The following is a 13,188-nucleotide window of genomic DNA, read 5'->3' as shown; positions in this document are numbered from 1 at the left end:
GGAAGTATGAGCAGAAAAGAAAAGATTCTTGAAATATTAAGGGAGAAAAAAGAGGTTACCGTAAAGGAGCTGAGCAATATATTTAAAGTTTCCGAGATGACGATATACAGGGATATAAAGGAGCTTGAAAAGGAAGGAGAGATAAAGAGAAAACATGGCTCTGTTTTACTGAACACTAAAGAAAACAGGGAAACACTCACGGTTGACACATGTCCAATATGTGAAAAGCCTATTACAAGATCTCATCCTTACAAGATAATAGTAGAAAACACAAAAGTTATAGAGGCATGCTGTGAACACTGCGGACTTCTCTTACACCAGAAATACGCAGATAAAGAGGTCTCAGCAATAACCTACGACTTCATAACAGAAAACCCTATAAGTGCCTTAAACGCATTCTTTGTTGTTGGTAGCTCTGCTGTTCCATGCTGCAGTCCAAGTGTTATACCCTTCGCATCAAGGGAAGATGCAGAGAAATTCCAGAAAGGATTTGGTGGAAAGGTTATGACATTCGTTGAGGCATACAATGAGATAACAAACAAGATGAATATAAATATAAAAAGCTGCTGTGCTCCCCAGCAGAATGTAACATTTAAACTTGACGACCTAAAATAACCTATATCTGTAGAACAGGGTACTTTTTATCCCTGTCAACTATATGTATATCCTCAACTGCAAACTTGTTCTCTTTTAATGTGTTGAATATCTCAACAGCCTTTTCCTTGCTTCTAAGACCGAAAACAAGTCCACAGTGGGGGTATATCTCATCTGGAACAGGGAGAAGAACATAATCATCTATTCCCCTTTCCTTCAGCCATTTATCAGCTCTCAGACCTTCAGCTATAGAAACGAAAGTTATAAGGTATTTAGGTTTCTTTGACGGCAGAAGATCAAGTATATGCTGTATTATATGAAGCTTTATACCGAGTGATATAAACTTTATCTTCTCCCACAATCCCTCACCGTGGAAACCTTTACCCCTTTCTATAATAGCCTCGTAATGTCCATCAACCTCTTTAAAATCTATAAGCTTGTTCCCCGTCTCCTGACACCAGAACTTTACATCCTTTTTAAATGCTTTATCATCTGCTAGAACTTTAAGCCTTTTTCCTTCAGGGATCTCCTTAAGCTTTTTAGAGACTATAGTTAATGGGAGTGGACAGAAAAGACCCCTTGTATCAACTGTTGTCTCAACATTTTCCTTCTCTTTTACTTGCATATGAGCCTCCCTAAAGGTTCTCCACCAAGTAAATGCCAGTGTAAATGGTAAACTTCCTGTCCTGAGTCCTTACCTGAATTAACAATCAGTCTGAAACCTGTTTCAGCTATTCCGAGCTGTTTCGCTATCTCATTTACCTTAAGTATGATGTGGCCAACAACAGGTTTATGCCTTCCCTCAAGGTAAAGATTGTTAGGTATATGTTCCTTAGGAATAATGAGTACATGAACCTTTGCCTGAGGAGCGATATCTTTAAATGCCAATATAAGATCATCTTCATAAACTATATCTGCCGGTATCTCTTTATTAACTATCTTACAGAAAACACATTCTGACATCTCAACCTCCTACAGAAACGGTATCTTTTCTCAATGCATACTTTCTTAGTATATTATGCAGTTTATCAATATTCCAGCCCTTTTCTGTTGATATTACCACAGTTTCCCTATCTCCTGTAAGCATTGTGTGATCTGCCTCTTCTATATACTCAGGAGAAGGAACAAGCTTATCTATCTTGTTTAATACTACCACCAAAGGTTTATCAGACACATTGATCTTTTTCAATATATCCTCAACGGCTTCCATCTTTTCAACCCAGTTTTCATCAGATATATCTATAACGTGGAGAATAAGGTCTGCATCCTCAAGCTCTTCAAGTGTCGCCATAAATGCGTCCATCAGTTCCTTAGGCATATTTTTTACAAAACCGACTGTATCTGTGATGAGAACCTTTTTACCTATATCAGGAAATGCTATGTATGATGTTTTCGTATCAAGTGTTGCGAAAAGCTGATCAGATACAAAGGTATCCCTTTTTGTGAGTTTTTTAAGAAGAGTTGATTTTCCAGCGTTTGTGTAACCAACGAGAGAGACTTTCAGGATGTTAGGATCCTTATTTCTCCATTTTCTCTGCTGGTAACGCTGTTTTTTAATCTTTTCAAGCTCTTTCTTTATCTTTGATATTCTATCCTTTATCGTTCTTACCTTTATCTCACCTATCTTTTCACCTGCCCCCTTTGTTTTCATACCTCCACCTATACGGGAGAGAGCTTTTCCTTTCTGACCGTAAACACGTGGAAGCTCATGCTGGAGTGTGGCAAGCTCAACCTGAAGTTTAGCCTGTCTTGTTTTTGCCCTCTGTGAGAATATCTGGAGAATAAGATCAGTTCTGTCAAGAACATTTGCCTGTGTTATCTTCTCAATATTTGTTATCTGGACAGGAGTCAGATCGGCATCAAATACAACGGTATCAGCCTTTGTACCCTCTATAAGCTCTTTAAGCTGTTTTACCTTCCCCTTTCCTATAAAGGTAGAAGGATCCGGAATATCCTTTTTCTGGTATAGTTTTCCTAAGGTTACGCCCTCTACAGCCTCTACAAGCCCTTCAAGTTCTGATAAAGACTGTTTTAACTCTTTATCTTTCTTTTCCTTGGTTTTTATACCTACTAAAATGCATCTCATACTGGGAAATATAATCTTAAATCAGGTTTCTGCAACTATTGTGCTTATAGCGTGTTTGTAGATAAGCTGTTTCTCACCATTTACATCAAGTAAGATTGTAAACTGATCAGCACCGACGATCTTTCCTGTTATTCTTGTTCCTCTGATAAGATAGATTGTAACTTCTTTTCCTTCTTCTTTCAGTTCTTCAAGAAGTTCATCCTGTATGTTCATTTCTTATATTCCTCCTCTTAACTTTTATATTTTTCTATAATTTTATATAAAAGTTCACCGTTTGTATAGTTAGATATATTTAACCTTTCCCACTTTTCACCATCCCTGAATTTTGATCTGAACGTTCTGATCTGTCTTTTGGCAAAATCCTTTGTATTCCTGATAATTTCTTCCCTTGCCTGTTCAAGAGATATCTCTCCCTCAAGATACGGCAAAACCTCTTTGTAGCCTATAGCCTGTTTTGATGTTATGGCATTCTCATATCCCATATCTAAAAGCTTTCTCACCTCATCAACAAGACCCTGTTCAAACATCCTGTCAACCCTCTTTTCTATCCTCTCCATAAGTTCTTCCCTTTCCCTTTCAAGTACAAAACCTACAAAATCATATCTGTTCTCTCTGAACTTATGTCTGTTTATAAAGTAGGAGAAAGGCTTTTTTGAGATATAGTAAACCTCAAGGGCTCTGACTATTCTTCTCTTGTCATTTGGGTGTATCTTCTCAGCATACTCCCTATCAACATTCTGTAGTTCGTTGTAAAGATCTTCCGTGTCCCTTCTGTAAAGCTGTTCCCTTATCTTCCAGTCTCCTTCTGGTGCATCCGTCAGTCCGTAAAGTAATGACTGGATATAAAGCCATGTCCCACCAACAACTATAGGAAGTTTTCCTCTTCCAACAATATCTTTAATGCTTTCTTGAGAAAGCTCTATAAAATCCTTAACTGAGAAATCGTAAGATGGATCCACAACATCTATAAGATGGTGCGGGACTTCCTCCATCTCCTCTTTAGAAGGCTTTGCTGTCCCGATGTCCATATACCTGTAAACCATCATAGAGTCAGCACTAACGATCTCACCATCAAGTCTCTTCGCAAGCTCAATAGATAGATCTGTCTTACCTGTTGCTGTGACACCTGTTATCACTAAAATTTTTTCCATACTCTACTTTTTCACACTTTTATTGAATATTTAATATAAAATATTCAGGAATAAGAATAAAACAAAGGGCAGGATAATGAAAAAAAAAGGAACAAAAACATCTATAGAAAAAGCACTTGATCTAATAGAGGCGTTAAAGGAGAATGACAATCTTGGTGTTACAGAGCTGAGTAATATATTGGGCTTGAACAAGAACAATGTGTTCAGACTACTTGCCACACTTGAGGTTAAAGGGCTTATAGAGCAGGATCAGGAAACGGGACATTACAGACTTGGTATGAAATTCCTGCATTTAGAACACTCATACATAAAACATCTATCATTTCTCAAAAAAGCGAGAGGAACTTTAAGGGAGCTCAGAAACGAGATAGGTGAGACGGTTTATATATCAATACTTCATGAGAACAGTGTTATATACCTTTATGCTGAAGAGAGTAAAAAACCAGTTATCGTAACATCAAGAATAGCAAAAAGGTATAAAGCTGAAGATACGGCAGCAGGAAGAACGCTTATAAGATCAAAAAAGGAAAAAGGTTTTGTTGTTGATTACGATATGGAAAAAAGCGAACCTGAGGTTAGTGAGCTTGCAACTGTAATAAGGGATGAAACAGGCTCACCTGTTGCTGCAATCTCTATAGTGGCACCTTCTTACAGATTAAACCAGACACAGCTTGAGTTTTACAAAGTAAAACTTGTAAAAGCAGCAAAAAAGATAACTGAAAAGCTCTCAGCTACTGAGGCTTAGACATCAGGAAAGGAAGATTGTACCTTATATCAAGTATATTCAGCGTCAGGTAGTATGTCTGGTATGTTTTTCCTGTTGTTTTTTTGTAATCCTCAATGTATGTAAATGTTAGACTCCAGCATTTTCTGTTTAAAACTATCCCGACCCTTTTCTGCTGGACATAACCGTCTTTAAGGTTATTAAGGATAGTCCCTCTGAAACTGATATTTCTTATACTGAAAGAGACCGTATTACTGATCTGGTGTAATGATCTTGTATCTGAACCTTTATCAAAAGTGTGTGCTACAGAATAGGTAAAAAGCCCATAAAAAGGTATTACAAGGGAAGAGATTGATCTTGTTATCTGGTTTCTGTCAAAATCATAAAAGAGAGTGTTCTCACCTGTGATACCATCAATTTTAAAGTAAAGACTGTTCTTTGCAGGTTTAACATTTCCCTTATACTGCTTATCTCCTACATAATACTGATCCAGAAATGTATACCCTGTTCCTATCTCCCATCTTAAAAAATCGTTACTGTTGAAATTCAGAATATTAAACAGTGATATATCAACATCCTTTACTGATGGTATCCTGTCATCCCTGTCAAAGTATGGAAGATCATCCTGTTTCACCTTTGATATATAGTTGAATGTTATCTGTGGGATGATGCTGTGTGTGAATCTATTATACTTCCTGTACTCAACCATTCTTGTTATATTTCTTATATGGAAAAGATTTCTTATAGCATTACCTTTGTTCATATCCTTAAGGCCAACATAAACTGTTGTTCTCTGGTGAAGTTCAAGTATGTTTGAGACCTTCATAAAGTTTGTGTAAAGAGAGAGATTAAAAAGGTTGTCACTCCTTATGCCTGTATCTCCCTTCTCTCTGTAAAAGTTTGTGTTCACAGACAGGAAATCAAAGTAAAGTGGAACTTTTTCCCACAGATTTCTTTTCTTCAGATAGAATCTAAGTTCTGGAAGTCTTTGAAGTGTCTCCTCATTTGTAGGCTTACTAAGATCATAAAGAAAATCAAAGTTTAGCTCTACTGAGTAATCCTTATCCTCATATATAGCAAGAAGCTGTGATTTTGTATAAGATCTGTACCTTTTGTAAAGTGTTGATGTGTTGTAAAAATCCTCATAAAAGTAAGGATCGCTTGGTATCTCAATATTGAAGAAAACCTTAAAATCTTCCCATTTAAACCTTGTATTTCCGTATAATCTCCATCTATTTTTTAAAGGGGATATATCTCTCCCTTCCCACCAGAAGCCCTTTCCCTTCTCCTTAAAGTAAAAGATATCACCTCTGAACATACTGTATCTGCTGAATCTATACCTGTACTCAACATCAAGTCCCTGTCCCTGATTGTTCCTGTAATCAAATGTGAATGTGAGATCTGAGCTTCTTCCTGTAACAAGGTAAAAAGGGATCTTCAGCGTAAAATCGTTGTATGTATCCTGACCTATGATAGGGATCAGAAATCCAGACTGTCTTGAACCTGTAGGGTAGTAAAATATAGGTGTGTAAAGAAGTGGTATCTTACAGAACCTGAATGTGAGATTGTAAGCAAGGAGTTTATCATTCTCCTTTATACTTCCACTTGAGGATTTAAAATACCAGTCGTACTGATCAAAAGGACAGAGTGAGAACTCACCTTTTTTAAAATAAAAACGGTCTCCCTTCTTTTTTAAAGATCTTGCTTTGACATAGTACTTACCATACATAATACCGTGGATCCTGTATATCTCACCTGTCTCATCCTTTACATTCCACCATCCCTTCTCACCCATCAGATCAAAGTTTTTCGCTTTAATTCTTATATTTCTCTCAAGATTTATGATGTCCTTCTCCTGGTCGTATATGATCCTGTCAGCATAAAGTGTGTAATCCCTGTAATGGACAACAACATTACCTTCTGCTATAAGTCTTCCTGACAGATCCCTCTCTATCCTGTCAGCCTCTATTGAAACGGGAATATTCTGGGACTGCCCATAAACTGAAAAAAAGCATATATATATGAGTGTTAAAATAGTTGTTAACTTTTTTTTCAAAGATGCTCCTTAGCCTGTATTTAGCAGGTTTAATATTATAAAACATTTCGGAGATAGGGATGGAAAAACCAAGGGAATGGCTCAGGGAAAAAAGTATCGCAAAAAAGATACTCTCAAAGTCAGATGTTATATTTGAGGTTATTGATGCGAGGATACCTTTTGAGACAAGGAACAGTGTTGTTGAGAAATTAGCTAAAGAAAGAAACAAGAGACTGTTTATTATAATGAACAAGGTTGATCTCGTTCCGGAAAGTTTTGCAAAAAAGGTTAAAAAGGAGATAGAAAAGGAAGTACCTGTTATACTTTTCTCAGCACATAAAAGCACAGGTAAAAGGGAGATAGAAAATCTTATAAGGAAGCTTTCTAAAGAGAACAGACTGATAAAGATAGGTGTTCTTGGATATCCAAATGTTGGCAAATCATCAGTTATAAATAAGCTTAAAGGAAAAAAGGTGGCAACAACATCACCAAAACCCGGCATGACAAGAGGAGAACAGCTTGTTAAACTTGCACCAAACGTTTTTCTTATAGACACACCAGGGATAATAACACTTGAGTTTCAGGAAGATCTTGCATTAAAAGGCTCATGGATACCTGAGAAACTGGAACAGCCTGTTGAGATAGCACAGAAGCTCATAAAGAAAATTCAGGAGAAGAGACCTGAGGCGATAAAGGAAAGTTACGGCGTTGAACCTTCTCAGGATCCTTACGAAACTCTTAAAAGGATAGGAGAGAGACTGAACTACAGAGTTTCAGGTGGTGAGGTTGATATTGACAGGACAGCAAAGAAAGTTCTGTGGGACTGGATTAAAGGAAATATAAAGGCTTACTGGATATAGAAAAAAATATAAATTAGCTTAAAATAATATAAATATATTTGTCAGGAGATAAATTTTGGCTTACGAAGCATTTGCAAGAAAGTACAGACCTAAAAACTTTGAGCAGGTCATAGGGCAAGAATCTGTTGTAAAAACATTAAAAAACGCCATAGAGCTTGAAAGAATATCACATGCGTACATATTTGCAGGCTCAAGAGGTCTTGGAAAAACAACAGTATCAAGAATTCTCACAAAATCACTTAACTGTGAGAAAGGTGTAACACCGCAGCCGTGTGGAAAATGTGAGAACTGTGTAGAGATAGAGAAAGGCTCATTTCCAGATATGTACGAGATAGATGCAGCATCCAATAGAGGAATTGACGATATAAGATCACTAAGGGACAATGTGAACTACGCACCTATAAAGGGAAGATACAAGGTATACATAATAGATGAAGCCCACATGCTTACAAGGGAAGCGTTTAACGCACTTTTAAAAACACTTGAGGAACCACCACCTCATAACATATTCATACTTGCAACAACAGAACTTCACAAGATACCTGATACCATAAGATCAAGATGTCAGACATTTATATTCAGACCACCAACATCATCACAGATAAAGGAGTATCTCAAAAGGATACTTAATGAGGAGAAGATAGAATATGAAGAGAGAGCCCTTGATCTTTTAGCGGAGGCAAGTGAAGGTGGGATAAGAGATTCCGCAAGCCTTCTTGATCAGGCTGTAACATTTGGAAAAGGTAAGGTTGATATCAAGTCTGTTGAACAGCTTTTAGGTCTTATACCTGAAACTGTTATTAAAGATTTTGTCAATCATCTTAAGGAAAAAAATATAAAGGAGATGATCCTTATAACAGAAAAGTTGGAGTCTGAAGGGTATGATCTAAATGTTTTCTGGAAACAGATAAATGATCTCATACATAGAGAGCTTGTAAACCTTTCTATTGATGGAAGTTCCTCATTTTTTGAAGAGAAAGATCTTGAGGATCTTATATATATCCAGACTGTATTCAGTAAAGCTGTTGTTGAAGGGAGAAACTTTCCAAACCCTAAACATATATACCAGCTTGCCATACTTAAGCTGAAGTACATTAAAAACTTAGTATCTTTAAGGGAGATATACGAGAAGGGATTAAAGATCTCAAAGGAGCAGTTAAAAGCTCAACCTGAAAAAAAAGAGGAGAGCAAAGAGCAGTTAGATATACAGACAGCGATCTTGAAGATAGGTAAAGAAGCAGGTGGTATTGTATCTGCGATACTGAAAAAAGCCTCAATAAAAGATGAAGATCAGCATATAACTATAACTGTAGAAAAAAGTCTGAAAGACACACTTCAGGAAAAGATAAAGATCATTGAAAAATATTTCGGTAAACCTGTAAAAATTGAGGGCAAAGAGGTAAAACAGGAAAGAAGATCAAAGAAAAGGGATGAAGCTGTGGACAAAGTACTTGAGCTGTTTAAAGGAAAAATAATAACTTACAAGGAGGAGTAGATGTTTAACCTTGGAAATTTAGGCGAGATGATGAAGATGATGAAATCAATGCAGGAGAACATAGAAAAGGCTAAGGAGGAGCTGAGAAAAGAGGAGATAGTTGTAGAGGTTGGAGGTGGAATGGTTAAGGTTATACTTAACGGTCTTGGTGAGATAAAGGATGTTCTCATAGATAAAACACTCCTGACAGAAGATAACCATGAGATACTACAGGATCTTTTAGTTGCTGCATTTAATGAGGCAAACAGAAGGACTAAAGAGGTTATGGGAGAGAAGATGACACAGGCTGCGGGGCTTCCATCAAACATTCCAGGGCTGGGTAATCTGTTTTGAAAGATATAGATATCATACCGTCAACTTTAAAAGAGGCTGTAGAGAAGATATCTGAGCTTCCAGGTTATGGTGAGAAATCGGCAAAAAGGTTTGCCGTAAACCTTCTTGATATGCCCCGTGGTGAGGCTATCCAGATAATTAAAACACTGTTTGATATGCTTGAGAAGATACATCCATGTTCTGAGTGCGGCCTTTACACAGAAGAGGAGATCTGCAGTATATGCTCATCTGAGGAAAGGGACAGATCAGTTATATGTGTTGTTGAGGAGACATTTGATGCATTTGCTATAGAAAAAACAGGGAAGTTTAAAGGGGTCTACCATGTTATAGGCGGCAGATTATCACCCCTTGAAGGTATTACAGCTGAAGATCTGAATATTGAAAAGCTTGTTGAAAGGGTAGACAAAAACGGTGTAAAGGAGATCATCCTTGCAACAAACCCAACAGTTGAGGGAGAAGCAACAGCATCATATATACACAATCTGCTAAAGGACAGGGATGTTATCATCTCCCGTATAGCCTATGGTCTTCCTTTTGGTGCTGTCTTAGAAAATGCAGACGATTTCACACTTTCAAAAGCCCTGGAACACAAAACTATCATCTGATTTCCTTTGTTTTTCATTGCCTTTATGCTATCATTTATATAACAGCGTTATAAAATAAGGAGGTTTATATAATGGCAACCGCTACAGACAAAGCTATGAGAGAGATCAGATGGCATGGAAGAGGTGGGCAGGGAACTGTTACAGCTGCAAAAATGCTTGCATCTGCAGCTATTATAAGAGGTAAACACGGTCAGGCTATGCCAGAGTTTGGTCTGGAAAGATCAGGAACACCTGTTAAGGTATCCACAAGAATAAGTGATCATATAATCAATACAAGGGCTCCTGTTGAACATCCTGAGATCGTTATAATAACAGATCCTTCTCTTATGTTTACTATAAAGGATATAATAAAAGCTGGAACTGATGAGAACACAGTTTTTATCGTAAATACAAACTTCCCACCAGACAAAGTGAGAAAGATACTTGATATACCAAAAAATGAACTGTGGATAGTTGACGCTTCAAAGATCGCCCTTGAGGAGTTCGGAAGAAACATACCAAACACAGCTGTTTTAGGTGCTGTTGCAAAGGCAACAGGAATCGTTGATCTAGACGCCCTAAAACAGGAGATTGAAGAGGCATTCTCAGCAAGCTCAAAACTGAGAGCACTTATTCCACAGAACCTGAAAGCGCTTGAGAGAGGATACAACGAGGTTTACAAGGCAGATTAATGCTTTTCCTCATATTTTAATGGGGCTAAATCCCACATAATTTGAAGATCTACTCAATAAAAAAGGAGGTTTATATAAATGAGTTACGAACTTAAACCATGGCATGAGATACCTATAGGTTCAATAGTTACAGAAGCAGGATCCAGTAAGATAAATCACACAGGATCATGGAGAATGCTCAGACCTGTTTTACATACAGATAAATGTACACACTGCCTTATCTGCTGGATCTTCTGTCCTGACGACTCAATTCCTGTAACACCTCAGGAGAGATTTGAGACGGATTTTGAGTACTGTAAAGGATGTGGAATATGTGCTACAGAATGTCCTTACGATGCTCTTGAGATGGTTCCAGAAATGGAAATCAAACTAAAAGAACTTGAAGAATTAGGCTAAAAACAGGGAGGTTTCAAATATGGCTCAAACAAAAGTTGTTGCTTTAACAGGTAACCAGGCTGCTGCAGAGGCTATGAGACAGATAAACTTTGATATTGCAGCAGTTTATCCTATATCACCACAGACAGAACTTATGGGATTTTTTGCAGAGTACGTTGCAAACGGTGAAGTTGACACAGAGATGATAGCTGTTGATGGTGAGCACTCAGCTATGGCCACATGTATAGGGGCAGCTGCTGCAGGTGCAAGAACGATAACAGCATCAGCTGGACCGGGTATAGCCTATATGGTTGAAAACCTTTATGTCGCATCTGGAATGAGGGTCCCTATAGTATTACTTGATGTTAACAGAGCTCTTTCTGCACCTCTCTCAATCCACTGTGACCATGCAGACTCAATGCTTACAAGGGATACAGGCTGGATCTCAATATTCTGTGAAAACGCACAGGAAGCGTACCACTCAATCATCATGTCAGTTAAGATATCTGAAAAGGCTATGTTCCCGATAATAGTTAACTATGATGGATATATAGTTTCACACTCTATTGAGGATGTTGAGATACTTGATGATGAGACTGTAAGAAACTTTGTTGGACCTTCTGATATACACAGAATTCCTCACCCACTTTTAGATATCAAAAATCCTGTAACATACGGAGCCACAGCACAACCTGACTACTACACAGAGTGTAAATACCAGCAGCATGTTGACTTTCTAAAGGTTTACGATGTTGTTAGAGAGGTTTTTGAGGAGTTTGGACAGATAGTAGGAAGGAAGTATGACTTTATAGAGGAGTATAAAACTGAGGATGCTGAGTATATAGGAATTTCAATGGGATCTTCATTTGGAACACTTAAAGATACTGTAGATACATTAAGAGAACAGGGTAAAAAGGTTGGAGCAATAAAAATCAGACTCTACAGACCTTTCCCTGTAAAAGAGATCGCAAAGGCTCTCTCCAATGCAAAAGGTGTTGCTGTTTTAGATAGAGCCGACTCATTTGATGGTATTGGCGGTCCTTTATTCAAGGATGTTGCATCTGCATTACTTGGAACAACAAATAGACCTTTTGTTCACAACTTTATATACGGCTTAGGTGGAAGAGAGGTTCTTGAAGAGGACTTTATAAAGGCATTTAACAGGCTTGAACGCCTTGAGAAAGGCATAGAAACGAGAGAAAACTTTGTTGAATACTTACAAGTGAGGGAGTAACCATGGCAAAAAAGAGACCTATAGCACTACTTTCAGAACTTGCATCACATAAAGAGACTTTTGGCGGTGATATGCCAATAGCACCGGGACACAGAATGTGTATCGGTTGCGGTATCCCACCTATTGTAAATGAGATACTACTTGCGATAAACAAACCTGTTATCGTTTCAAACGCAACTGGCTGTCTTGAGGTTACAACAGGTGTTTACCCTGTTACTGCATGGAACGTTCCGTGGATTCATGTTAACTTCCAGTCTGCTGCAACTGTTATAACAGGGGTTGAATCAGCATACAAGGTTCTAAAGAAAAAAGGAGTACTACCGGAAGATCTAGATATTGAGTTTGTAGCATTTGGTGGAGACGGAGGAACATACGACATAGGATTTCAGTCTCTATCTGCATCTGTGGAAAGAGGTCACAACTTCCTCTATGTATGCTACAACAACGAAGGTTACCAGAACACAGGTTACCAGAAGTCCTCAGCAACACCTATAGGTGCATACACAAAAACAACACCTGTAGGTAAAGAAAGGGTTGGAAAACAGGAGCCAAGAAAGGATCTTACCATGATCATGGCGGCTCACGGAATCCCTTACGTTGCCCAGGCTTCCCCTCATATATTCAGAGATCTTACAAGAAAAACAAAAAAAGCTATGACATTCAAAGGACCTAAATTTATAAATGTACTTGAGCCGTGTACACTTTCATGGAGATTCTCTCCAGATGATACAATGAGGCTGGCCAAGCTTGCTGTTGAAACAAGATACTGGCCTGTTTACGAGGTTATCCATGGAAAGTACTGGAAAGTTAATATAAAACCAAAAAGACCTAAGCCTATAGAGGAGTATATAGCTGCACAGCCTAGATGGAAGCATGTTCTCAAGTATCCTGAAGTACTGGAAAGAATACAGAAAGAGATAGATGAAAAGTGGAACCTACTTCTCCACCTTGAGGAGATGTCCAAAAAGTTAGCTGAAGATGAAGGTATAGATTACGAGGAGCTTTTCAAAGTTCCTGAAGATTAA

At 37.9% G+C, this 13,188-nt stretch carries 16 protein-coding genes; 10 read left to right on the top strand and 6 right to left on the bottom strand.

The genetic code is table 11. The annotated features are described in order from the left end of the window. The first annotated feature begins 6 nt into the window (after positions 1–6). Complete coding sequence (locus PERMA_RS02720) at positions 7–615, top strand: DeoR family transcriptional regulator (RefSeq protein ID WP_012676917.1); 609 nt, start codon at positions 7–9, stop codon at positions 613–615. 1 nt (position 616) lies between these two features. Here PERMA_RS02720 and PERMA_RS02715 read toward each other — a convergent pair whose 3' ends face one another. From PERMA_RS02715 to miaA, 5 genes are read right to left on the bottom strand one after another with little or no spacing between them, the layout of a single operon-like run. After that, positions 617–1,219 (bottom strand): sulfurtransferase TusA family protein, encoded by a 603-nt coding sequence (locus PERMA_RS02715; protein ID WP_012676621.1) that lies wholly within the window; start codon positions 1,217–1,219, stop codon positions 617–619. Beyond that, positions 1,210–1,557 (bottom strand): histidine triad nucleotide-binding protein, encoded by a 348-nt coding sequence (locus PERMA_RS02710; protein ID WP_012675502.1) that lies wholly within the window; start codon positions 1,555–1,557, stop codon positions 1,210–1,212. The genes PERMA_RS02715 and PERMA_RS02710 overlap by 10 nt, the downstream gene beginning before the upstream one ends. Before the next feature lies 1 nt (position 1,558). Then, positions 1,559–2,680 carry a GTPase HflX gene (gene hflX / locus PERMA_RS02705; RefSeq protein WP_012675345.1) on the bottom strand — a complete coding sequence of 374 codons (1,122 nt, stop codon included), beginning with the start codon at positions 2,678–2,680 and terminating at the stop codon, positions 1,559–1,561. 21 nt (positions 2,681–2,701) lie between these two features. Continuing rightward, positions 2,702–2,893, bottom strand: coding sequence for an RNA chaperone Hfq (gene hfq, locus PERMA_RS02700; protein WP_012676213.1), 192 nt, complete (start codon positions 2,891–2,893; stop codon positions 2,702–2,704). Between the two features lie 17 nt (positions 2,894–2,910). Continuing rightward, positions 2,911–3,831, bottom strand: coding sequence for a tRNA (adenosine(37)-N6)-dimethylallyltransferase MiaA (miaA, locus tag PERMA_RS02695; RefSeq protein WP_015898907.1), 921 nt, complete (start codon positions 3,829–3,831; stop codon positions 2,911–2,913). 76 nt (positions 3,832–3,907) lie between these two features. On the opposite strand from miaA, the gene PERMA_RS02690 reads away from it, so the two are divergent. Then, on the top strand, positions 3,908–4,576 hold the full coding sequence (locus tag PERMA_RS02690; RefSeq protein ID WP_012675247.1) for an IclR family transcriptional regulator: 669 nt from the start codon (positions 3,908–3,910) through the stop codon (positions 4,574–4,576). Here PERMA_RS02690 and PERMA_RS02685 read toward each other — a convergent pair. Continuing rightward, positions 4,563–6,611, bottom strand: coding sequence for an LPS-assembly protein LptD (locus PERMA_RS02685; RefSeq protein WP_012676159.1), 2,049 nt, complete (start codon positions 6,609–6,611; stop codon positions 4,563–4,565). The two genes, PERMA_RS02690 and PERMA_RS02685, sit on opposite strands and share 14 nt — an antisense overlap. Positions 6,612–6,670: 59 nt before the next feature. Between PERMA_RS02685 and PERMA_RS02680 the strand changes: the two genes are divergently transcribed. The 8 genes from PERMA_RS02680 to PERMA_RS02645 all read left to right on the top strand — a co-directional run bounded on the left by PERMA_RS02680 (position 6,671) and on the right by PERMA_RS02645 (position 13,188). Then, a complete protein-coding gene (locus tag PERMA_RS02680; protein WP_012675217.1) occupies positions 6,671–7,450 on the top strand; it encodes a YlqF/YawG family GTPase in 780 nt (259 codons plus the stop codon). A gap of 55 nt (positions 7,451–7,505) precedes the next feature. Continuing rightward, complete coding sequence (gene dnaX / locus PERMA_RS02675) at positions 7,506–8,945, top strand: DNA polymerase III subunit gamma/tau (RefSeq protein ID WP_012676549.1); 1,440 nt, start codon at positions 7,506–7,508, stop codon at positions 8,943–8,945. Then, on the top strand, positions 8,946–9,278 hold the full coding sequence (locus PERMA_RS02670; RefSeq protein WP_012675659.1) for a YbaB/EbfC family nucleoid-associated protein: 333 nt from the start codon (positions 8,946–8,948) through the stop codon (positions 9,276–9,278). Further along, positions 9,275–9,883 carry a recombination mediator RecR gene (gene recR, locus PERMA_RS02665; protein WP_012676800.1) on the top strand — a complete coding sequence of 203 codons (609 nt, stop codon included), beginning with the start codon at positions 9,275–9,277 and terminating at the stop codon, positions 9,881–9,883. Before PERMA_RS02670 ends, recR begins: the two co-directional genes overlap by 4 nt. Before the next feature lie 71 nt (positions 9,884–9,954). Beyond that, on the top strand, positions 9,955–10,554 hold the full coding sequence (locus tag PERMA_RS02660; RefSeq protein WP_012675292.1) for a 2-oxoacid:acceptor oxidoreductase family protein: 600 nt from the start codon (positions 9,955–9,957) through the stop codon (positions 10,552–10,554). Positions 10,555–10,632: 78 nt separating this feature from the next. Beyond that, positions 10,633–10,950 (top strand): 4Fe-4S binding protein, encoded by a 318-nt coding sequence (locus PERMA_RS02655; RefSeq protein WP_012676028.1) that lies wholly within the window; start codon positions 10,633–10,635, stop codon positions 10,948–10,950. 19 nt (positions 10,951–10,969) lie between these two features. Continuing rightward, complete coding sequence (gene porA, locus PERMA_RS02650; RefSeq protein WP_012675469.1) at positions 10,970–12,163, top strand: 2-ketoisovalerate ferredoxin oxidoreductase subunit alpha; 1,194 nt, start codon at positions 10,970–10,972, stop codon at positions 12,161–12,163. 2 nt (positions 12,164–12,165) lie between these two features. Continuing rightward, positions 12,166–13,188: a thiamine pyrophosphate-dependent enzyme gene (locus tag PERMA_RS02645; protein ID WP_012675753.1), complete on the top strand. Its 1,023-nt coding sequence runs from the start codon at positions 12,166–12,168 to the stop codon at positions 13,186–13,188.

Origin of the sequence: Persephonella marina EX-H1 (assembly GCF_000021565.1) — a bacterium.
Classification (GTDB): Bacteria; Aquificota; Aquificia; order Aquificales; family Hydrogenothermaceae; genus Persephonella; species Persephonella marina.
The sequence above is the reverse complement of the archived record's forward strand: the minus strand, read 5'-3'. Positions and strand labels throughout refer to the sequence as shown.